Here is a 22,913-nt window from a genome sequence, read left to right as displayed (position 1 = left end):
GATTGAAACATTGTTTGGTTTGTTGAAAGCTAAATACAACTTAGTGACAAGTAAGGCGAGAAGTGTTCAAGGCTATTTAGCAGGAATTTATGCATCTTTATGTGCGTATCAGGTTTGTCATAAGAATAAGCCGAACATTCGAATCATCGGTGCTTCGGCTTAAACAGGATTCGGGTTATTTTAGTGAAAATATAAATAACGACATCAATAAATTATTTAATCAATGATTTGTTTTAAAATGAATCAATATAATCTATATATTTTAATTTTTAGATAGCACCTTTTTAATGCAATTTTTTACCATCTGGATTTTTTTTGCATAAATTTAATGCATAAAATAAATGGAAGATTATGTGACTAAATATGATTTAAATATATAAAAAATAATCAATCATATGTGAATAAAAAATATTTAAAAATATTGCTCAATTTCGATAACTATTAAAATACGTGCACCTCTAAACTCAGATAAAAGTCACATGAGTAGGGTAAAACATGTCATCTGAACATAAATTGAAATCTGGAAGTCTAGGGCTATTTTCTATTGTATTTTTTGTGGTTGCAGCCGCTTCACCGCTAACAGGAATTGTTGGTGTACTTCCTGTTGCTTTTTCATTAGGAAATGGGGCGGGTGTGCCCGGTATATATTTGCTTGCAGGTATATTGCTGGTGATCTTTAGTTTTGGCTTTGTGGCAATGAGTAAGCATACCACTGATTCAGGGGCTTTTTATGCCTATATCAAGCAGGGGTTAGGTTTTTCAATGGGATTGGCGGGATTAAACTTAGCATTACTTGGCTATATTTGTATGCAGTTTGCTTTGAGTGCCATGTTTGGTTTTTTTACAGATGAATTGGTAAAATCTTTTCAAATAAATTCATTGATTCCGTGGTGGGGCTATTCAATTCTAATGCAAATGGTTGTCATTCTTCTTGGGGTTTCTAAAGTAGAAATAGGCGGAAAAGTACTTGGATTATTGATGCTTTTAGAAATCGGTATTGTCATATTATTAGATTATGCCATTTTAAAACATGCACCAACCATTGAGTTTAGTTCATTTGCACCATCTAATATTTTGAGCGGGCATTTTGGTATTGCCATGGTCTTTGCTATCTGTTCTTTTATTGGTTTTGAAGCCACTGCACTTTATGCCGAAGAATGTAAAAATCCTGAAAAAAATATTTCTAGAGCCACATTTATTGCCGTGGTTATTATCACATTGTTTTTTTCGTTTAGTGCTTGGGCAGTGATACAGCATTTGATGAGTTTCAATAAAAGCATTAATTTCTCTTCTATTGATGCGAACACGTTGATTTTTAGTATGACGGAACAATTACTTGGACATTGGGCAGTTCAGGTCATGTCAGTTTTACTCATCACCAGTATTTTTGCTGCTAATCAAGCATTTCATAATTCACTTTCGCGTTATTTATTTACTATGGGACGTGACAAATTAGCATGGTCAAAACTGGCATATATTCATAAAACACATCAAACACCGTATGTGGCAGGCATCGTACAAGGTATGTTCATGATAATGATGCTTGCGTTATTTGGACTATGTAAACTTGACCCTATGAATAATGTATTTGCTTGGTCATCTGTACTTGGGAGTATGGCTATTTTAGCCCTTCAGGTTGGGGTATGTTTTGCTGTTATTCGTTTTTTTAGACACAATAGACATCTTCAAGTGTCTGTGTGGAGTGCTGTTCTTGCGCCTAGCATTGCAGCAGTCGGGATGAGTTATGTGTTGTTTAACGTATTTGGAAACTTAAAAGTCATTAGTGGGTCGTCTTCTACAGTATTGTTGGCACTGCCGTGGATCATACCAATCACGATTGTACTTGGGCTTTTGAAAGCATGGCACATTAAATACCAACATAAAAAGCAAATGATTCATCTTTTAGATCATTAGTCACAGAGGTGTGTAAATAGTATTTTGAGTGAGAGAAGATGCTATTTACACCAGCTTGGTCTATATTTTGCTTATGGAGTTATATCTAAAAAGATCATACTCACTATTATGGATCATAAAAATAGTTTTTGTAAGGCATCGAATATTCTTGAAATTAATCATCATGCACAAATGTTTCATGATTGGGAATTATCATATAACCAAATCTCTACAGGCCAATTTAAAAGTGCTTTAGATACATTAAATTTCAATAATATCGATGTTTATCGTGAATACTTTTCTACTTCAATTTTTCAACAAGGGGCTGCAAAACGTCATTGTTTGAACATAGGTTTGTATGTAAAAAATAAAACACCGATCATATGGCAAGGAAGAAATTTACAACATAATGAAATCATTGCCATTATGGGAAGTGAAGAGCTGATGCTCATGACCCCTGAAGATTCTGTATGTTTAGGGTTAAGTATTCCACTGTCTTTTTTTGAAGGTGATACAAAAGAAAAATTATGTGCAGGATTTAAAATTCAAAAACAAATAGAGTGGGCTGTTTATCCTAAAATTGAAACATTCATTCATACTTTATTGGCGCACCCAATGTTGGTTGCAACGGAGCGGACAAGAACTCAAATACAGTATGACTTGATTGAATTAATGATACAAAGTATTGATCATCAACCTGAAAAAATGGCGGTGTCTACAAAAAAAGCAACCTGTGTTGTAAACACCGTGATTGAATACACAAAAAGTCATTGTGATCAATTACTTGCCATTTCAGATTTATGTATGTTGACCAATACTTCTAGACGAACACTTCAAAGCTGTTTTGAAAAAATGACAGGAATGAGCCCAGCTTTATTTTTAAAATATTTAAGATTAAATAATGTGAGAAAAGAGTTGTCTCAAATGACAGAAAATTGCTCGATTGGTGGTGTTGCCACTCACTTTGGATTTTGGCATTTATCACAATTTGCGTATGATTATAAACGGCTATTTTTGGAATCGCCATCAGACACATTGAAGTCAAATATGAGGTAATTTTTTCATATTTGAAATATAGAAAAAGCCCAACATCCTGTCAGGCTTTTTGTAATCTTCACCGAAAAAAGAAGCATTACGTCCTGTAATACTTACGCATTTTGCACAACATTCGGTCTTGAATGTACAACTCCTTTGCGATGTAAGTATTTTAACGGTGATTAAGGGTTATTTATTAGAGTCATTTGACAGTTCTTCGTGTACGAAAAAGCGTACAAGATTGTACTTAAAATGATACATACGTTTTGGCGATGAAAATGATGTATTAAATCTCACTGTATTAGAAGTTATGGCTAAGAAAACCTTCATGTTGAACTTTTTATAATGCAAGCATCTTTCTTCTAGGTGTATTTGTCTTGCCAAATCATGGTTTAACAACATTTGATGCCATCAATTTATGTTTATTGGGCATATGTTGCATTGTTTTAAATTTTTTTATACCTGTTGCAGGTCATGTCGACCAAGTATTATCTGCCCCTTGGGTGAATGCTTTGGGACAGTACAGCTACAGAGATAATCCTTATTTAATTTCTCTAGGTCATGATGGGTTAAAATATATTGTTATTTGTGTGGCTGTTGCGCATTTGATGGTTTTTTTGTACTTAAAAGTTACAAAGAAAAATCCTGTATTACAAAAGATTTGTTTGATGGTTTTGCTTTCTATGGTGTGCTCGGTGAGTTGTATTGCCGTCTTAAAATCGACCTCTGAACACGCGTGTCCTTGGTCTATGGTGAGTACTCACCTAGGTATGATACAGTGGTCTCAAGATATCCATACAAGTGCAAAATGTTTTCCGGGTGGGCATGCGTCAGGGGGCTTTTCTTTAATTATTTTATTTTTTGCATATCGAGTTGATTATCCTAAAATCGCACGAACTGGACTGATCTTTGCATTGACACTCGGTTGTTTAATGAGCCTCGTTCAAATCATGAGAGGTGCGCACTTTTTAAGCCATAATTTATGGTCGTTATGGTGGTCATGGCTCATTGCACTTGTAGTTTATAAACTTTTTTTGACATTTTCTTTGGGTGTTAAGTCAGTCTCTTCCCTGCAGTACTCATAAACTCTTCATGTTGATGTACTGTAATAATGTATATGTGAATATATTGATGGTTGTTATGCGTTTACCTTTTAAATTTAAACAATTAAATATGAGTTTGTTTGTATTTAATCTGTTGTTGGCCATATGGATGGCAGGCTTTGCAAACTTTCGTTTTTACCAAAAAGTCGCTGAGTACAGTGCTTTTCATGGTTTTTATCAATTTTTGTTTTTATGTGTCACTTTTTTAATTTTGACAGGACTTTATCTTTTTATTTTACAAATCATATCTTGGCGTCGTACTGCTAAAATTGTTGCTGTATTTTTAATTATACTGACAGCAAGTAGCAGTTATTTTGTAAATCAATTGGGCATTGATATTACAAAAGAACAAATTCAAAATGTGATGCAAACAGATATACATGAGGTTCAAGATTTAATTTCTGTGCCATTGTTTATTCATTTTGTGGAGTTTTTATTTATTCCACTGATTCTTTTAATGTGTATTCAAATTCAACCGAAACATGTATTAAAAACAATCTATCAAAAAATTATGGTGTGTTTTATTACATTGTTTATTACGGGTTTAGGGTTGTTTTCATTTTACGGCCAATATGCTCCGATTTTTAGAGAGCATCGTGAAATGAAAGGACAAATCTCTCCTCTAAATATTATTGCAAATGGGAGTAGTTATTTTAAAAAACAATTTAAGCAGGGGAATCCTCCATTGGTGGCGTATGGTACCGATGCCAAATTTGTAGGCCAAGGGCAACCCCCCAAAATTGTGGTTTTGGTGGTTGGAGAAACTGGGCGCGCACAAAGTTTTAGTTTAAATGGTTATCAAAGGCCAACTAATCCACAATTGAGCCAAATTGATCTTGTGAATTTTACCGCAGCGTCATCTTGTGGAACACAAACAGCAGTTTCATTACCATGTATGTTTTCTGGTATGCCAAGAAAAGAATATGATGAAGGTTTGGCATCGCATCGTGAGGGGTTGTTAGATATTGCAAAACGTGCAGGGTATGAAGTGACATGGATTGATAATAATTCGGGCTGTAAAGGCGCATGTGATCGTATTCAGCATGTGATTATACCTAAAGATCAACCTCAGTATAAACAATGGTGTGATGGAGATGGGGAGTGTTATGACGAGGTATTGTTGCAAAGTCTACAAAACTATCTAAAAGGCTTAGATATTAAATCATTGAAAGCAAATCAATTGATTGTATTGCATCAAGTGGGCAGTCATGGCCCTGCATATTATAAACGTTATCCAAAAGCATTTGAGACATTTACGCCAACATGCGCCACCAACAGCATTCAAAAATGTACACGTGAGCAATTGATTAACACGTATGACAATACCATTGTATATACTGATTATATTGTGAGTAGTGTGGTCAAACAATTGCAAGCATTGCCAGTGGCATCAAGCATGATGTACTTGTCTGATCATGGTGAATCTACAGGTGAAAATGGCATGTACTTACATGGTGCACCTTATATTATTGCCCCAAAAGAACAAACGCATATTCCAATGATGCTGTGGTTTTCAGAACAATGGCCAAATAAAAAACAATATTCAGCCTGTTTGAAAGCAAAAGCACATGATGCTGTGAGTCAAGATTATTTATTTCCAACCGTTTTAAATTTACTAGATGTAAAAACACAAGTTGCAGACCCTAATTTAGACTTACTTCATCGCTGTGAAGGATCTTGAAATGATTAAAATACTGCTCATTGAAGATGATTTAATGATTAGTAAAACAACGATTCAACTGTTGACCTATGAAAACTATCATGTTGATTGGGCCAAAACAGGGTTAGAGGCACTCGATTGCTTATCTAAACAGTTTTATCACCTTGTTTTACTTGATCTGGGTTTACCCGAATATGATGGTGTGGATGTGTTGCAATATTTACGCAAAACATTAAACCTTCATAAAACAGGTGTAATTATTATTAGCGCACGTGACCAAACAAAAGATAAAGTTCAAGGATTGAAGCTAGGTGCGGATGACTATATTGTCAAACCCTTTGTTTTTGATGAGCTTTTGGCACGTATAGAGGTGGTGGTACGCCGTGGTGCTGCCTATAGCGATGAAGAGGTGTGTTTTAAAGTGGGGACATTAAGCATGTTTCCTCAAACCCATCGCTTTTTTGATGGTGACACACAAATTATTTTGTCGAGTAAAGAGTGGGCCATTATTGAACCGATGATGATGTATCCAAATCAGATCTTTTCACGAGATATGTTAGAGCAAAAATTATATGACTGGGATGATGATATTCATAGTAATACCATCGAAGTACATATTTATAACTTACGTGTGAAACTCGGAAAGCAGCGCATTCGTAATGTGCGTGGTTTGGGATATTGCTTAAATCCTTTGAGCGAAAAAAATTAATGATGAACTCGATATGCTAAAAAAATTACGTGCTAAATATTATAGCTATGGATTAAGTGAGCGTATGTCGGTCACGATTTGTATTTTTAGTCTCGTTTTATTGTTATTAATTGGGATTTCGGCATATCGAATTGCATTAGAGGAATCACAAGAAGTGATTGATCGCCAAATGCAAGAAATGGCGAACTTTTTAGAAGTACATAACCAAAGTTTTAAAACATCTGTTTTTAACCCACAACATCGTTATAACGAAACTGATGTGTTTATTGATGTGGTTGAAAAGTCTGAGTTAAAACAAACTGGATTGTCCAATGGTTATTTAATGCCGATTGCAGAGCACGCCTATTTTAGTAATCAAATGACCTCTAGAGGTGATTTGAAAATTTATGTGCGTCCTGTGGGGCAAAAGCAAATACAAATTAGCCAGTTAATGCGTGTGAGAGTTGCACTTGCAAAAGAATTGGCAATTAATATGTTGCTTCCTTATTTGTTTTTTGTGCCTTTAGGCGTGTTTGGCTTACATTTATTGATCAAAAAGCATTTAAGACCACTGTCAGATTTAAAACAGGTTTTCTCTAAACGACATCATTCAGATTTATCTGAAATAAAAATTGCCCAATTGCCTGCGGAAATTATACCTGCTATTAATGAATTGAATTATTTATTTCAGCGGATACAGTACGCAAAAAACCAACAACAATTGTTTGTTGCCAATGCTGCACATGAGTTGCGAACGCCACTAACTGCCATACAGTTACATATTGAACTTTTACAGCGAACAGCGCAAAACAGCCCAATTTATCAAGAAAATCTGACAGACCTGCAACTGAGTACACAGCGTATGGCAAGGTTAGTTGAACAGTTAATGAAACTTGCACATCAAGATGATATGAATGTAGAACAGTTTACAGCTGTCGATCTTATTGATGTATTGCGCCAAGCCAGTAATCAATTACAAGCGGCTATATTTAAAAAACACATGCATTTTAATATAGCGATTGAGTCAGATATTATTCACCCAAAAATTTGGGCAACTTATGCCACGATTGAAAGTATTTTTTTAAATATTTTAGACAATGCCGTAAAGTATACCCCAGAGTCGGGCAATATTTTGGTTAAAGTGATGGCTGTAGAACAAGCGATTGTGGTGGAAGTTCATGACAGTGGTTTGGGAATACCTGAGCATCAACGCAAACTTGTGCGCAATAAATTTGTTCGCTTGATAGAAACACAGCATCAAGCAGTTGGCAGTGGTTTAGGCCTGTCTATTGTAGATACTGCTTTGGCTTTAATTCAAGGCGAGCTTATATTGACTGAATCCACAGAATTTTCAGGACTATGTGCTCGCTTACGTTTTAAATTAATGCCCGATGTTTAATATGTGTTTTTTCGAGGCATAACCATGGGTTCACCTGCGACAAAACCTTGCTCAAATGCTAAGCCATATACCTGTTGTAGATGTTGAGGGCAAGTTGCTTGATCTTTATCTTTTGCTTTAATGATGCGTTGTTGCGTTAAAAAGAAAAAATCATCTGCATATAAAAATGCCAAATTGGGGTCATGCATAATGGCCACAATGGTATATCCATGCTGGCTTAACTGTTGCAACTTTTCCATCAAAAAGGCTTGATAATACATATCTAAATGATTGGTTGGTTCATCTAAAAAAATAACTTTTGGGTTTTGAGTGAGAATACGTGCAATCATGACCAATTGACGTTCTCCACCAGATAATGTGGTGTAATCTCGATAGGCTAAATGTTGAATATCTAACGCTTGAAGTGAATTAAATGCCTGATCTTGATCTGTAGAGGACGGTCTATATCCTGAAAATGCACTTCGTCCTGTAAGTACCACATCGAGGACTTGAAAATTAAAAATACTCTGATGGTTTTGGGCTAAAAATCCAAATTGTCGAGCTCGTTGTTGCCCTTTTAAGGTCTGTAAGGGTTGATCTTCAAATAAAATTTCACCATGTTGTAACGGATAAATTCCCGCCATGAGATTAAATAAAGTTGATTTTCCACTTCCATTTTTCCCTAATAACACCGAAAAGTGATGTGCGTTAAACTGTAAATTAATTTGATCTAAAATTTGACGATGTTGGTGTTGGAAGCTGAGCTCACGAATAAAAATATTGGTCATGGTTAAGCCCAGTTCATGTTGTAGCGACGAATTAAATATAAAAATATAGGTGCACCGAGTAACATGGTAAAAATACCAATAGGAATTTCAAAGCTTGAAAAAGTGCGTGAAATATTATCAATTAATAATAAAAAAGAACCACCTAAAAAGATGTTTGCAGGAACTGTTTTTGCATTATTAGGTCCGATCATCATGCGAATTAAATGAGGAAGAAATAAGCCATATAAGCTAATAATTCCAGCGACAGCAACGGATGATGAGGTGGCAAGTGTGACACAAAAAATCACAATCGCTTGGTCTCGTCTTGGATCTACGCCCACAGCTTGCGCTTCTAAATGTCCTAAAGCGAGTAAATTTAAGCGCCAACGTAAAATATATAAACCCAGTAAGGAAACGGTAATAGGGAATACAGCTTGATTCACTTTGCTCCATGTTGCTTGATGTAAATTGCCCATTGTCCATTGCACAATGGCTTGTAATTTATAAGGATCACTTAAATATTGTACGATGCTCAGCCCAGCAATAAATAATCCAGAAACAATCATACCTGACAATAAAATGACCACAACCGAGCTTTTTTCATAACGTTGCTGTGCAAATGCATAGGTGAGGCACACAGCCAAGATACCAAAAAGAAAGGCAGAAATTTGTACAGGTAACCACTGCGTGAGTAAAGCTAACGCTGCACCAAGTGCGGCACCTGAAGAAATGCCTAAAATGTAAGAATCAACCAAAGGGTTTCGAAAAACAGCCTGTAAGGCATTGCCAGAAGAAGCCAGTGCTGCACCGACCATAAACGTTAAAAATACTCGAGGCATACGAATATTCACGATAATATTTTGCATCATGGCCAAATCTGTTGCGTGGTATTGGGTAAAATAGTGCGCTGGCAAAGCGAAGCTGAGTAAAGCATGGGCATAATCAATACAGCCAAATTGCTGAGAAGGGCCAATAAGTAAAGAAAAAATAATGAAAGGTAGGGGGAACACATAAATCATGAAAAAAACAGAGGTTTTCAAAATAAATCCTTAAGTATTTTTAGCCAGTTGCAATAATTTTTCTGCAATGATCGGGCCATAAAACATGCTTAAGATACGCTGTTGATCTTGGTGAGCATGGGCGGTTGATTGTATTAAGGGATTGACCCAATGGTGTAATTGATTGGCTGCCAATAAAATTTTTGGTGTGTGTGGATTAAATAAAAAGCTGGGATTTAAGCTAAATACTTGCCGATGTTGTACCGCTTTGAGCGACTGTAATTCAGGACGTGCGTAAATTAAAGCTGGATCTGAATTCCAAAGTAAAATGACATCTGGATTCCATTCTAGCAAATGTTCTGGATTTACCGTGGGTTGATCTACGTCACTTTTAATAATATTTTCTGTCCCTGCTAAGGTCATGACTGTATTTGGCATCGAGTTACGCCCCGAGGTTGAAAAAATACGTCCACCCGACCAAGCATAATAAACCTGTTGTGCAGGATACTGTGTAGTGTGTTGCATGGCTTGAATTTCTTGTTCAATAAATTGTACCAATTCATGGGCACGCGTAGAGGTACCTGTGAGCTCACCCAAATCAAGCAGTTCTTTACGTGTTTGTGAGTAGCTCTCTGACTGCACGGCATATACAGCAATATGCATACTTTTTAAAAGTTCGATAACATCTCGTTGGGCTGAATTGACCAAGACTAAATCAGGTTGTAACGCAACGATACTCTCTAAATTTGTGGATGCTTCCCAGCTACTAGGTGTGGCAATCTGTTTTTGTGCAATACGTGTGTCGAGAAGGCGATATGCCGAAAATAAACTCGGTGAGTGGTAAATTTTGGCAGGAATGCCAACCACATTATGACCTGCACCAAGCATATATAAATCATCTAAACTGGCTTCAAATAGCACCACAATACGTTTTGCAGGGCGTGATAATGTTACGGTTTGATGATAGGCATCGGTGACATGAATCTGATCTGAAGATGTCGTTTTTGTGGTTGATTCTTCAGAAGGTACAGGAGCACTGCATGCGCTCAAAAAAAAGATGAAAACCGAAATATACAGCAGATAGATCAATACGTGTTGGATATGGCGATGAAGAATAGACATGCTGAAAATATTTCTCCACCTGCTTACTGTATTGAATGAAAGATAAAAAACTGGCTGAATTTTACCGATATTCGATACAAAAAGCATAAAAAAGCAGATTTTTATGAAAAAAAAGTTCAAAAAGTAAATAAGAATCATTGCTTAATTTGAAATTTAAAAAGTCTTTATTTTTAATGTGTTAAATATGTTATATATTTTTAGTAATTGTTGATAAAGTATACATAATATAGTTACAACATGATGAATCTTAAATAAATATTGAATTTGTGTATAGGTTTTAGTTAGAATGTTATATTATAACGTAAACTTTATTGAAGTTAAACAACATGAAACAGTGGCTAAACCTTGTACCTTTAACCCTTCTGTGTGTTACTCCTTTGACTCAAGCGGAAGAACAAAAGACATCAACTCATAAAGATGTTGCTGTACTAGATTCTCTTTCATTTCAGTCAGATCGTTCTGTGAAAGTACCCTATACAGGTACGCCATCTAATGCATCTACAAAATTTACCATTGACCCCATGAAAACACCAAAAAACGTGGCGGTGGTCTCTGAAAAAGTATTACAAGATACAAATGTGCAGCGCATCAGTGATACGTTGGCTGTCGTGAGTGGTGTTTCTGTACTCAATCCTTTTGGGGGATTATGGGACAACTATTCTGTTCGTGGTTTTTATACAGATCAAACCATTGGTGCATCAAGTTTACGCAACGGTATTAATAATTTAGGTTTATCTGCATCTAGAGATATGTCGAATATTCAACAAGTTGAATTTTTAAAGGGGCCAGAAGCGGCCATGTATGGGGCAGGTGACCCAGGTGGTACGCTAAATGTAGTCACTAAAAAACCAAAATTTAGTCCTGAACAAGAAATCTCTGTTCGTGCAGGTTCACACGATCAATATCGTGTTGCGCTTGGTTCGACCAATGCGATTACAGATACCTTGGCATATCGCTTAGATACAGCATATGAGCGCAACCATAGTTTTCGAGATTTTGTAAAAAATGACCGTGTTTTTGTGGCACCACAATTGACATGGCAAGTGTCAGATCAAACACAAATTGATTATGACAGTGAATATTCAACCATTCATACCATGTTTGATCGTGGCGTTGTTGCAGTAAATAATCAATTGGGCGTGATTCCAACGAGTCGTTTCTTGGGACAAACCAATGATGGTTTACTGACCATGAAAGACTATTTACAACAATTGAGAATTCAGCATCAATGGAATGATACGTGGAAAAGCCAAGCCTCTTTCACCTATAAAAACAATGAACTAACTGGGTATTCAACAGAAGCACGTCCTAGAGAAGCTCTTTTAAAAAAATTAAATGCTAATGGAGATTTGGATCGTGAACGTCGTTTGCGTGATAATCAAACCATCAGTTATTTACTGAATCATGATTTGTTGGGTGAGTTTGCAACAGGCGGTGTTGAACATAAAGTGGTAATTGGTACAACACTTAGTGAATTAAAGCTAGACAGTAATTCTAAACGTGTTAATTCATCTGCTATTAATATTTATCATCCTGTATATGCAAGTAATTTACCTGCTGTGACCACGACAGTATCGAGCACAAAAGAAGTGCAAAAAAATGCCGCATTAACTTTAAGTGATTTTATTGAACTTGATCCACAATGGTCTGTACTTTTGGGGGGGCGTTTAGATTACTACAAACAATCGTTACTGAATAAAAAAACAAATATTACAGGCAAGGATAATTTCACCCATTTTAGTCCAAGAGCATCGGTGAATTATTTAATCAATGATCAGTGGTCTATTTTTGCAAGTGTGGGTCAGGCATTTCATTTAAATTCAGGTTTAGATATCAACGGTCAGGGGTTTGATCCAGAGAAATCTTGGACTTATGAATTAGGTGCTAAAGCAAAATTACTCGATGGGTTGCTTACATCATCGATGTCTGTATTTGATGTTAAAAAACAAAATGTATTGGCAACTAATCCCAATAATTACTTATTTAATATGGCCAACGGTGAAGAAAGAAGCCGTGGGGTCGAGTTAGATGTTGGGGCACAGCCAACAGCACGTTTAAATGTGAAACTGGCATATACCTATACACATGCAAAAGTGACCCAAGGCGACTATCAAGGGGCTCGTATTTTAAATAGCCCTAAACACAGTGCAAATCTATTGGCAAGCTATGATTTATGGCAATCAGGCGAACAAAAAATTGGTTTAGGTGGTAATGTACAATATATGTCTTCACGTTCGGGTAGCATGGCAGACAATGGTTTTAATTTGCCTGCATATACGATTGCCAACTTAAATGCATATTATGAAGCAAGTCATAATTTACGCTTTCAAGCCACATTAAATAATGTGTTTGATAAAACCTATTATGCTTCAAGTTATGCCCAACAATGGGTTACACCTGGTAATCCAAGAGAAGTTTTTTTAACCGTAAATTATAAGTTTTAACGAGGAAAAATATGGCTTTTTTGACCACCAAAACACAATTTAGGTTTGACGTGGTACAAAAAGCCAATCATTCACAAATAACAAGCATTATTGATTTTGTGATGACTGCGCGTCAAACCATGTTTCCCATGCTAGATCATCAGGTTATTCCTGATGATCTTTTATTTTTTCAACAGGTATTTATCGATCATCCGTTAGGTTGTTTTATCGTGGTCTATGAGCAAGAAAAGCTGATTGCCGTTGCAGGTTTTAAAGCCTATGATTTGCGTTTTCAAGACTTATTTCATTTTCGTCAAACAACAGTCGAATTAGTTAAACTCTATGTATTGCCTGAATATCGCAGACAACATGTGGCCACATATCTTGTCGAGCAATTGAAACAAGCGGCAATCAAAAAAAATATTGATATTATTTATTTACATACTCATCCTTTTTTAAAGGGAGCAAAAGATTTTTGGTGCTATCACGGCTTTGATGTGCTTTTACAAGAAAAAGATCCTATATGGATGACCATACATATGTCTTTATCTCTATATTAATTTTAAGAATAAATATATAATAAATTGTGAATAAGGTGCGGATGAGCATTGATCATGGAATATATACATAGTTTGATTGGTGGTGTACTCATTGGAATTGCTGTAGTGGGGTATTTATTTACGCATGGTCGAGTGGCTGGTGTGAGTGGCATGATTGCACAGCAATTTCACCTGCAAGGTTGGTTTCAACGCAGTAGTTTTTGGTTTTTAGTTGGATTAATGTTGGTCACAATCATTGGTCAGCATATCAAACCCATGAATATTGAATTGAAGACCTCGACATTTTGGTTAATTATTAGTGGGTTATTGGTCGGTTTTGGTACACGCTTAGGTTCTGGTTGTACAAGTGGGCATGGGGTCTGTGGTGTGAGTCGTTTGTCATTGCGTTCCATTGTAGCAACACTGGTGTTTATGTTTATGGGGTTTGCCACAGTTTTTGTGTTTAAACGATATATTCACTAAAAGGAACATCATGAAAAACGTATTTGCATTTTTATGGGGTGGTATCTTTGCACTCGGTTTAATGATTTCAGACATGATTAATCCGCAAACAGTTCATTCTTTCTTAGATCTGTTTGGAGCATGGAATCCACGGTTAGCCTTTGTCATGTTTGGGGCAATTTTAGTGGCGATCTTTCCATTTCAGTGGGTCAAGCATCATAAAATACGGCAAACTTGGTTTCATGAATACATTGAATTGCCTACACATCGGCAAGTTGATAAGCGACTATTGATTGGTGCAACTTTGTTTGGGGTTGGCTGGGGGCTTTCAGGAATATGCCCTGCACCTGCTGTTGCATTAATTTCCTTAGGGTATCTACAGGCATTTTATTTTATGATCGCTATGCTGTTAGGCATGTGGCTCTATACAAAAATGATCAAATGAAATGGGGTTTAAATATAAATATATGATTTTTATAAATTATTATTATTTTTAATGATCTGAGAGGGGGTGAAGATACATTAAATAGTGTGAAATGTGTTACTATTTAATGATAAAAATCACAGTTATTATGCATTTGTTTCCTTTGGGGTGGGCACTTTCTTTGAGTGCCATTATTTTACAGCTTGCTGTATTTTTACAGCCTTTTTTACCTCAAAATATGCAGGTGGCTGTACTGTGCGAGACCATTACTGGTGTGCTTGAACAGCCTCAAACACCCTTAGTAACCCATGAGGCTCATCATACTCATGATTTTCCCATGCATGATTTCAATGAGTCTACACAAATAACACAGCATACCAAAGTAGATCATCGATCTATGTCACATGATGCTTATCATCATTGCCCATTTTGTACAGTATATAGTCATCTTATTGCATTTTTAGATTTAGGCCTAACTGAAGTTTTTGTAAAATTAAGCATCAGACTATTGGCATTTATATGTGCGTTTAAACATATTTACTTTGATTTACAGCGTCTTTTTTTAATACCACAAGGGCGAGCACCTCCACGTTTTAGCTAACGTTATCTATGCATTTAAATATTTATTGAACACATTTATTGGGTGATTTCACCTGATATTGCTGTGTCTTAGCTAAAATTTGAGAAAAATATGTCAATTTCAAAAAATATGTATTGTCCTTTGGCCATGATGGTTTGCTCTATTTTATATTTACCGTCTACACATGCTGTAGATCAGATCGTGCAACTTAGTCCTATTGTGAGTACAGCAGAACAAGGAAATATGGCCAATGGATTAATAGTTATACGAGACCCAAAGCAACCCACACAGCCGATTCCTTCTGTAGATGGTGCTGCATATTTACAAAATATTATGGGGTTTAATGCAGTAAAAAGTGCAGGTATGGTCAATAGTGATATTACATTTAGAGGAATGTTTGGCTCTCGTATTAAAGTATTGTCAGATTATTCAGAAAACTTGGGTGCATGTGGTGGGCGGATGGATGCACCAACCTCGTATATTTCACCAGAACGCTTTGATCAAATGATAGTGATTAAAGGCCCTGAAACGGTACGTTTTGCCAATCCGGGGTCTGCGGCAACAGTATTGTTTGATCGTAAACCTGTAGAGTTCAAGCCAGATCAATTTTATAAAGGGCAAGTAAGTACAGTAATGGGTTCATTTGGTCGTTTAGATCATAATATTGATGTGGCCATGGGGGAAAACAATCATTATCTTCGTTTAAATGCAAACCGTTCTGTATCTGATGATTATCAAGATGGTGCAGGAAAAGCAGTGCATGCCCATTGGGAAAAATGGAATACTGACCTTGCCTTAGGTTGGCGACCTTATGAAAATACGTGGTTAGAAGCAACGGCAGGGAAAGCCAATGGTCAAGTGGCGTATGCAGGCCGTGGTATGGATGGTACTGCATTTGCAAGAGACCACTTAGGATTGCGTGTACAGCAACAGTATATAGATGAAATCCTTGAAAAAATTGATTTTCAAATCAATTATAATTTTAACGATCATGTTATGGATAATTATGGATTAAGACCTCTTCAGCATAAAATGGCCATGACCTCGAACGTGGCTCGTAAAACGCTCAATCAGCGTCTAGAGCTTACAACTCGATTCGGTGATTGGCATGTGCAAACAGGGCTAGATCATCAATATAATAGCCATAGTAAACGTGGCACGCGGGCATATCGACAATTACCACGGCAAAAAGACATGTCATTTGAGTCGTATGGTTTATTTTCAGAAGCATCAAAAGCACTTTCTGAGCAGCATAAATTGGTCTTAGGCACACGTGTTGATGCAGTGAGTGTTAAAGACTTTAGAGCTACAAAACAAACTTTTAATCAAAAACGTGATCAAACATTACCAAGTGGTTTTCTACGTTTAGAAAGCAAATTTCCGATGTTAAATAGCACCACGTATATTGGTATTGGTCATGTACAGCGTATGCCAGATTATTGGGAAATATTTGCACCTACGTTTGGCAATGGTAGCCCCAATGTATTTAATACCGTGAAAGTGGAAAAGACCACACAACTTGATGTCGGTTATCAGTATCAGGGCGAGCGCGTGAATCATTGGGCCTCTGCATATTTGGGATATGTGCAGAATTTTATTTTGACGCAGTATGGTGCATCAACCAATGCCATGAATGTCAATGCAAAAATTGCAGGGGGAGAATGGGGCATGGGTTATGCATTGACCTCACATATTCAAACCGATGTTAGTGCGATGTATGCATGGGGTGAAAATACAACGCAACGCCGTGCATTGCCACAACTTGCGCCTTTAGAAGCTCGTGTAAATTTACGTTATGTGGCTGATCAATATAGTTTTGGAACCTTGTGGCGGGTAGTAGCAGCACAGCATCGTTATAGTGTTAAACAAGGTAACATTGTGGGTTACGATTTGGGCCCAAGCCAAGGGTTTGCAACATGGTCAATCAATGGTGCATATCGTTGGAATAATGACGTAACCCTTGCACTTGGTATAGATAATATTTTGAATAAAAACTATAGCGAACATCTCAATAAATTGGGGAATGCCAACGTGGGCTTTAGTGGTACAGAGCAAATCAATAATATTGGTCGTAACTATTGGGCAAGGATTGAATTTAAATTTTAATGTATGCTTTAAAATACGTTCACCTGTGTTGATATAAACGATGAAGTGAATGTAAAGATGACAGGCCTTGTTTAGTCATTGATAGATTGGGTCTGTCATTGAGTATGATGTTAAAAAAAGATACATAACCTATTCATAATGGTACTTTTTAATAAGGTCTTTCTATTTTAGATCACGCATAATAAAAAAAACTTTTTAACGGATTACAATGTGGATATAGCAGTCATTGGTAGTGGCATGGCTGGATTAGCTACTGCGCGAATTTTAAAAGATGCTGGGCATAGTATCACGGTATTTGAAGCATTACCCGGTCGGGGCATGGATGGTCATAGTATTGCCTTTGATGGGGGGACAATTGATGCACCTTTGCGAGTGATGAATCCATACTTATGGAAAAACACCTTAAGCCTTGCGACACATTTAGGCATAGATACTTTTCCTGTACGTACATATATGTCGTGCAGTTGGTTGTTTGAAGACAAAATTGAAACATGGTTGACTACATCGCGAGCACCGATTGGTAATTTTCCAATTATTAACAATCGAAAAGGATTACAACAATATGGTGTACGCTTAGTTAAAGGAATGTTGCAACTGAAAAGTGCAATCTATCGCTTTTTTAAATCTAAACGCCAAGACATTACGTTGTCTGAATTTATTAATAAAAATGAAATTGAAGACGTTTTTTGGCATGGTGCAGTCATGCCTGTGTTATATACCATTTGTACGTGCAACCCACAAACCATTGGGGAATGGCCAGCAAAACCATTATTGGTTTTCTTGCAACAGTTAACCAACGGAGATCAACTGCTTCGGCTACAAGGAGGCGCGCCTGCATTTGTCAGTAAGTTGATTGAAGGTATAGATATTCAAAGTGGTGCGGCTGTAACAAAAGTGGAGTTACAAGATGATAAAGTCTATGTTGAAAATGCCGCTGGATTTAAACAGTTATTTGATCGCACAATTATTGCGACCCCAACCAATAAACTCGAAGATTTTTTAAATCCGACACAATTTGCAGAAGATCTGGCATTACTTAAACAATTTAAATTCGAAGAAGGCGATCTCGTTATACATACAGATGCCACAGTCATGCCACCACGGCGCAAGGACTGGTCTGTACTCAGTTATATGATGGATCGTCCATTCACTAAACAACAGTTTACCGTTTGGATGAATGCTGTTGAACCTAGTTTAGTGGGTAAAGAAGCCGTGTTTCAAACATGGCGACCTGTCATGCCAATAGATAAGAAAAAAATTGTGTCGAGCGTCAAACTGAGCCGTGCAGTTGTAAATTGGCAAACGATTGAGCTCAATGCTGAATTACAACGCCGTCAAAAAGCCACAGACCGTAAAGTATATTTTTGTGGTTCATGGTCATGTGATGGATTGCCTATTTTAGAATCTGCAGTGACTTCAGCCATGCAAATTGCTAAAAATTTAGGTGCACCACTGCCTTTTGTTGGCTTGAAGCCGAAAGTAACAATTGCACCAGAATTAGGTTACTAAGGTGCTCAAACCATGGTCGCATCGATTGGCTTTACAGCATAAATATGCAATTAGTGCCACAATGCTTGGTGATTCTTCACGGTATCCTTGGACGAATTTGGGGCTGTGGTTACCACAGACCTCAAATTACGTGCAGGCATGTCAACAACTGGCCATGACCCTCGCCAATCAATTGCAATTATGCGCAACCGATCGTGTGTTAGATTTGGGCTGTGGACAAGGTGCAAGTTTAGTACTGTGGCAACAACATTATGCCGTGCAACACATCACTGCAATTGAACTACAAGCAGAAAGTGTTGAAAAACTCCAAGGCATTAGTGATGATATTGACGTGTATCAAAGCTCTTTTTTGTCACTGCAATGGTTAAAACAACAATATGATGTGATTATGTGTATTGATGCACTTTACCATAGCGCACTTTCTGATTTTTTTATGGCAATTCAGCATTTAGTGTCCTTCAAAACCAGAGTGGGGTTTCATTATTTATTATTGAATGAGCGTGGCTTAAAACAAACATGGCTACAACAAAAAAAATATCAATACATGTTAAAAGCTGCAAATATCACCTTTGCGCATCTTGAAACAGCGGACACGTTACAGCAACTTGCGCAAGTGTATGGCTATGATCAGTTAAATATACAAGTCATGAACCAAGATGTTTTTGCAGGTTTTGCACAATATGTGTCTCAACAGTCTTCAGCGCATTGGACAGGCACTGCAGGGTTTAAAATTAAAATGACTGCGCAATTATGTCAAACCCTCTATCAAGAGGGCATGCTAGATTATGTGCAAGTGACGTTGTCGAAATGCCTTGATTAAATGGGTTTAAAGATTAATGGCTTGATTTGAAGTAATGAATGACTCTTTGACCAAACATATTGACACAGAGCCCTAATGCGATCACACAAACACCGATGTATTGCCATAAAGACAAACGTTCTCCAAGTGCAATAAAACCCGCGATAAGAGCAACAATGGGAATCAATAAAGTGAGCGGGGCGATACGCCAAGTTTCATATTTGTTGAGTAAATAACCCCATAAGCCATAGCCAATTAATGATGAAATCACCGACAGATAAAAGATCACACAGATACTTTTAATACTTAAATGCGTAAAACTGGCACTAATTTTTTCAGCACCGTCGAGCCATAAAGCACACATAAAAAATGGAATAATAGGTACAAGGCCTGCCCATGCCACCAAAGAAAGGGCATCTACATTGGCATGTTTTAAAATGACTTTATTACAAATGTTACCAATCGCCCAAGACAGTCCTGCGGTTAAAATCAATAAAAATGGAATAAGTGGCACATGACTATTTAAACCACCACGACTGATGGCTAAAATAATGAGCCCAACACTTGCGATGAGCATACCAAAAATATGTTGCATGTGTAGCTGATCTTTTAAAAACAAAACACCCAGTAATAATGTAAAAAATGCTTGCGATTGTAAGGCTAAAGAAGCAATTCCTGCAGGCATACCTAAATACATGGCAAAAAATAACAAACTAAATTGGCCAAAACACATGGTTAAGCCATACAGTAAGATTAAGTAAATAGGTACAGGAGGTCGTTTAAGAAAAAAAATGGCAGGAAAGGCAACACAAATGAAACGTAAACCACCCAATAAAAATGGAGGTATATCTTGAACGCCTAATTTAATGACCACAAAGTTGATACCCCATGCCAAAATAACAACACATGCAAGGAGTAAGTCTTTGGTGTTCATATGAGCTGACCTATATTATTTTTTTGTTTATAACATACTGAAATTTAACTATATGGTATCACTATATGCTTATTGTAATATTAAAATAAATATGTAGATGACGACTATTTTATACCGTCTTTGAAAAAGATTGTTATATTAAAATTAAGATATTGATATTCAATAAATATTAAAAATAATAGGTATATTACGGACTTTAGGTATTTTTAAACACATGAGTTATTGTAAAACATGGCCATTAAAACAAGGGGAGTTGCAAAAACACCCTACAGTATCTTGCCTAATAACAAGCACCGTAAAATCATGATCTGAATGTTTTAAAGCATGAGACAAAAACTTTCAGTACGTAAATAAAAATAAGAAGTCTATGTTTACTGTGCAGCAAAGCCAAAATTATGCATTTGTTTTGTATATTTTTCTAATTTGGTCTTTGGCCAAAATGTGTCTAGCTCTAAATGTGGTACATTAAACAAATTGTTGTATATTTAAACCACACCAACGCTTAAATGCTCTACGAAAATTAGTAGGGTCATTAATGGCTAAATGATGGGCAATTTGATCACCATTGAAACCATGTACCCGCTGTAAAATAATAGCTGTATGCAAACGGCATTGATCAATTTGTGCTTGAAAAGAGCTGTTGTGTTTTTTAAGTTTACGTTTGAGTGTCGCACTACTCATGGAAAAATGATGAGCAGTACTTTCTAATGATACGCCCTGCGCAATGTGTTGCATTAAGTATTGATAAATGGCTTCTAAAAAACTTTGCTGAAGTTTATATTTTTCAATTTCATATTTTGCTTGTATATAAGATGTTGAAGAGAGGGTAAATGAGTATTGCTGTAATGGTTTTTGTAGATGCTCAATGGCGAGGCGCATACATGAAATAGGCTGTTTAAAATGCAATTGGTCGCCCAAGTGACTCCAATATTGTTCAATGTAATCAGGTTCTTCAATATTAAAATCAAACTGCCATGCGACTTTTTCACCAAATACGTCACGAGACAATGCTTTAAATGCACTCATGCTCATTTCAAGTAAAAATAAACCTTCATGATCACGGGGTACATTTAACCAATAAATGATCACTTCATGATCATTTTTCATAATTTTAGGTGTTAACCACGGACATACAAAGGCGTGAAATTCCAAGCAACGCTGTAATACTTGTTCAAAATTTTGCGCATATAAAATAGATTTTAAAGCATGATTAAATGGTGTAGTTAAACAGCGTTGACCAAATAAAAAATGTATATCATCACTGTGAAAGTGATGTTTGGCATTGTAGAGTACTTTCATAAATTGAAGATAAGATATTTTTTTGTTGGCAGATAAAATATCCTGTAAAAACAGTCCACTACCACTAAGTAAAATATGGTCATCTAAATGGTATTGTCGAGATAAATCAATCAGTAACGACAATTGATGATGTGCAGGAATAAAAGGGTGGTCATGTTCATAATTCATTAGAGTATGACCTGATGTATAGCGTAGGATCGCTTTTCGTGTTGTAGTTTTTGATTTAAATCATGCAATACCGAAGCTGCATTGGGGTGGTTTAATTGGGTGAATACACTATAAATAGCCAGTGGAATCGTTTGGGTTGAATGTTCTGCATAATACTGACTATGAGCAATCACATTTTTTAATTGTTGGCTTATTTTTCTTGCTTCGACTTGTGTGGTTTCGGGCAATAAAATAACAAAACGATCTCCTGCAAATCTGCACACTAAATCTTGTGTTCTAAGATTCAAAATCAAAATTTGTGAAAGATATTTTAAAATCAAAGAGCCTTCATGAAAACCATGCTGCTTATTGATTGCATCAAACTGTTGCATGTCGATTAAGATAATTTGGTGAGTGCTGTGTTCTTGTTGATTTTTGATTAAGCTGTTGAGCTGTGCTTTAAAATAATGTGCATCTGCTAAAGGTGTGAGTGCATCAAACAAACGATGATCTCTAAAAACACGCTCTGTTTTTAGCAATTGCTTTGCAATTGCCAATTGTTCTTGTTTCCAATACATAAAACCCATGGTGAGCAGTGCAATACCAATTGGAAATGGAACCGATTCGAGCCAAGCATTCCAATGAATGGTTTTAGGCAAATGAATGAACTCATCGAGTGTATCCATCCAAAGGTGAAAAAAAATAAAACTTAAACCAAAAAAAATGTAATTGGTCACACAGCCTTGAGGGCGACTTTTTAAAAGTAATGCAATCCAAAAACCAATAAATAGTGTTGACCCTCCCTCACCTAAAATATCAACCCAATTCCACTGTGGTATATGTTTAATTTGTCCAAACATTAAAAATAAAATTAAACCGAATAGGCAAAAAAGGGAAAGCAAATAAAGATAATGACTAAATTGGATCGGGCGAGATAAAGGAATCGGCATATTAAAAAATAGACTGTTTTTTTTATAGTTAAACAAATAAATATGACGTTTTGATGGCGTATGTTTGAGTCAAAATAGCTCATTATTTTTTTTTAAA

At 36.4% G+C, this 22,913-nt stretch carries 20 protein-coding genes and 1 pseudogene; 15 read left to right on the top strand and 6 right to left on the bottom strand.

The genetic code is table 11. The features are described from left to right. The 7 genes and pseudogenes from I2F17_RS12605 to I2F17_RS10670 all read left to right on the top strand — a co-directional run. Positions 1-163: pseudogene (locus tag I2F17_RS12605) on the top strand (IS982 family transposase); the annotation flags it as partial. A 332-nt stretch (positions 164-495) separates the two neighbouring features. After that, positions 496-1,914 (top strand): APC family permease, encoded by a 1,419-nt coding sequence (locus I2F17_RS10695; RefSeq protein WP_211139908.1) that lies wholly within the window; start codon positions 496-498, stop codon positions 1,912-1,914. A 108-nt stretch (positions 1,915-2,022) separates the two neighbouring features. Further along, positions 2,023-2,949: a helix-turn-helix domain-containing protein gene (locus I2F17_RS10690; protein ID WP_211139906.1), complete on the top strand. Its 927-nt coding sequence runs from the start codon at positions 2,023-2,025 to the stop codon at positions 2,947-2,949. Positions 2,950-3,305: 356 nt separating this feature from the next. Next, complete coding sequence (locus I2F17_RS10685) at positions 3,306-4,013, top strand: phosphatase PAP2 family protein (RefSeq protein ID WP_211139904.1); 708 nt, start codon at positions 3,306-3,308, stop codon at positions 4,011-4,013. Between the two features lie 55 nt (positions 4,014-4,068). Beyond that, positions 4,069-5,712, top strand: a complete 1,644-nt coding sequence (locus I2F17_RS10680) for a phosphoethanolamine transferase (RefSeq protein WP_211139902.1) — start codon at positions 4,069-4,071, stop codon at positions 5,710-5,712. 1 nt (position 5,713) lies between these two features. Beyond that, complete coding sequence (locus I2F17_RS10675; protein ID WP_211139900.1) at positions 5,714-6,400, top strand: response regulator; 687 nt, start codon at positions 5,714-5,716, stop codon at positions 6,398-6,400. Between the two features lie 13 nt (positions 6,401-6,413). Then, the gene (locus tag I2F17_RS10670) at positions 6,414-7,778 is read left to right on the top strand and encodes a sensor histidine kinase (RefSeq protein WP_235985953.1); all 1,365 of its coding nucleotides are present in this window, start codon (positions 6,414-6,416) and stop codon (positions 7,776-7,778) included. On the opposite strand, the gene I2F17_RS10665 is transcribed toward I2F17_RS10670, so the two are convergent. From I2F17_RS10665 to I2F17_RS10655, 3 genes are read right to left on the bottom strand one after another with little or no spacing between them, the layout of a single operon-like run. After that, entirely contained in the window at positions 7,775-8,545 is a 771-nt protein-coding gene (locus I2F17_RS10665) for an ABC transporter ATP-binding protein (RefSeq protein ID WP_196422514.1), read from the bottom strand. The two genes, I2F17_RS10670 and I2F17_RS10665, sit on opposite strands and share 4 nt — an antisense overlap. 2 nt (positions 8,546-8,547) lie before the next feature. Beyond that, the gene (locus tag I2F17_RS10660) at positions 8,548-9,543 is read right to left on the bottom strand and encodes a FecCD family ABC transporter permease (protein ID WP_196422616.1); all 996 of its coding nucleotides are present in this window, start codon (positions 9,541-9,543) and stop codon (positions 8,548-8,550) included. 30 nt (positions 9,544-9,573) lie between these two features. Next, positions 9,574-10,644: an ABC transporter substrate-binding protein gene (locus I2F17_RS10655; protein WP_211139898.1), complete on the bottom strand. Its 1,071-nt coding sequence runs from the start codon at positions 10,642-10,644 to the stop codon at positions 9,574-9,576. A 326-nt stretch (positions 10,645-10,970) separates the two neighbouring features. Between I2F17_RS10655 and I2F17_RS10650 the strand changes: the two genes are divergently transcribed. From I2F17_RS10650 to I2F17_RS10615, 8 genes are all read left to right on the top strand, one after another. Next, entirely contained in the window at positions 10,971-13,088 is a 2,118-nt protein-coding gene (locus tag I2F17_RS10650; protein WP_211139896.1) for a TonB-dependent siderophore receptor, read from the top strand. Between the two features lie 11 nt (positions 13,089-13,099). After that, entirely contained in the window at positions 13,100-13,627 is a 528-nt protein-coding gene (locus I2F17_RS10645) for a GNAT family N-acetyltransferase (protein ID WP_196422511.1), read from the top strand. 51 nt (positions 13,628-13,678) lie between these two features. Next, complete coding sequence (locus tag I2F17_RS10640) at positions 13,679-14,089, top strand: YeeE/YedE family protein (protein ID WP_196422615.1); 411 nt, start codon at positions 13,679-13,681, stop codon at positions 14,087-14,089. Between the two features lie 10 nt (positions 14,090-14,099). After that, positions 14,100-14,513: a DUF6691 family protein gene (locus tag I2F17_RS10635; RefSeq protein WP_196422510.1), complete on the top strand. Its 414-nt coding sequence runs from the start codon at positions 14,100-14,102 to the stop codon at positions 14,511-14,513. A gap of 124 nt (positions 14,514-14,637) precedes the next feature. After that, positions 14,638-15,093, top strand: a complete 456-nt coding sequence (locus I2F17_RS10630) for a DUF2946 domain-containing protein (protein ID WP_407926567.1) — start codon at positions 14,638-14,640, stop codon at positions 15,091-15,093. 90 nt (positions 15,094-15,183) lie between these two features. Further along, complete coding sequence (locus I2F17_RS10625; protein WP_211139894.1) at positions 15,184-17,178, top strand: TonB-dependent copper receptor; 1,995 nt, start codon at positions 15,184-15,186, stop codon at positions 17,176-17,178. 210 nt (positions 17,179-17,388) lie between these two features. Further along, positions 17,389-18,687, top strand: coding sequence for an FAD-dependent oxidoreductase (locus I2F17_RS10620; RefSeq protein ID WP_211139893.1), 1,299 nt, complete (start codon positions 17,389-17,391; stop codon positions 18,685-18,687). Between the two features lies 1 nt (position 18,688). Then, a complete protein-coding gene (locus I2F17_RS10615; RefSeq protein WP_211139891.1) occupies positions 18,689-19,507 on the top strand; it encodes an SAM-dependent methyltransferase in 819 nt (272 codons plus the stop codon). A 13-nt stretch (positions 19,508-19,520) separates the two neighbouring features. Here the strand turns inward: I2F17_RS10615 and I2F17_RS10610 are convergent, their stop codons facing one another. The 3 genes from I2F17_RS10610 to I2F17_RS10600 all read right to left on the bottom strand — a co-directional run bounded on the left by I2F17_RS10610 (position 19,521) and on the right by I2F17_RS10600 (position 22,726). Continuing rightward, a complete protein-coding gene (locus I2F17_RS10610) occupies positions 19,521-20,420 on the bottom strand; it encodes an EamA family transporter (protein ID WP_196422505.1) in 900 nt (299 codons plus the stop codon). Between the two features lie 465 nt (positions 20,421-20,885). Then, positions 20,886-21,887: a helix-turn-helix domain-containing protein gene (locus tag I2F17_RS10605; RefSeq protein WP_196422504.1), complete on the bottom strand. Its 1,002-nt coding sequence runs from the start codon at positions 21,885-21,887 to the stop codon at positions 20,886-20,888. Then, on the bottom strand, positions 21,887-22,726 hold the full coding sequence (locus I2F17_RS10600) for a GGDEF domain-containing protein (RefSeq protein WP_211139889.1): 840 nt from the start codon (positions 22,724-22,726) through the stop codon (positions 21,887-21,889). The genes I2F17_RS10605 and I2F17_RS10600 overlap by 1 nt, the downstream gene beginning before the upstream one ends. Positions 22,727-22,913: the final 187 nt, after the last annotated feature.

This window comes from Acinetobacter baretiae (assembly GCF_015627105.1).
Taxonomy (GTDB): Bacteria; Pseudomonadota; Gammaproteobacteria; order Pseudomonadales; family Moraxellaceae; genus Acinetobacter; species Acinetobacter baretiae.
Note: the sequence above shows the minus strand (reverse complement) of the source record. Positions and strands in the feature narration are given on the sequence as shown.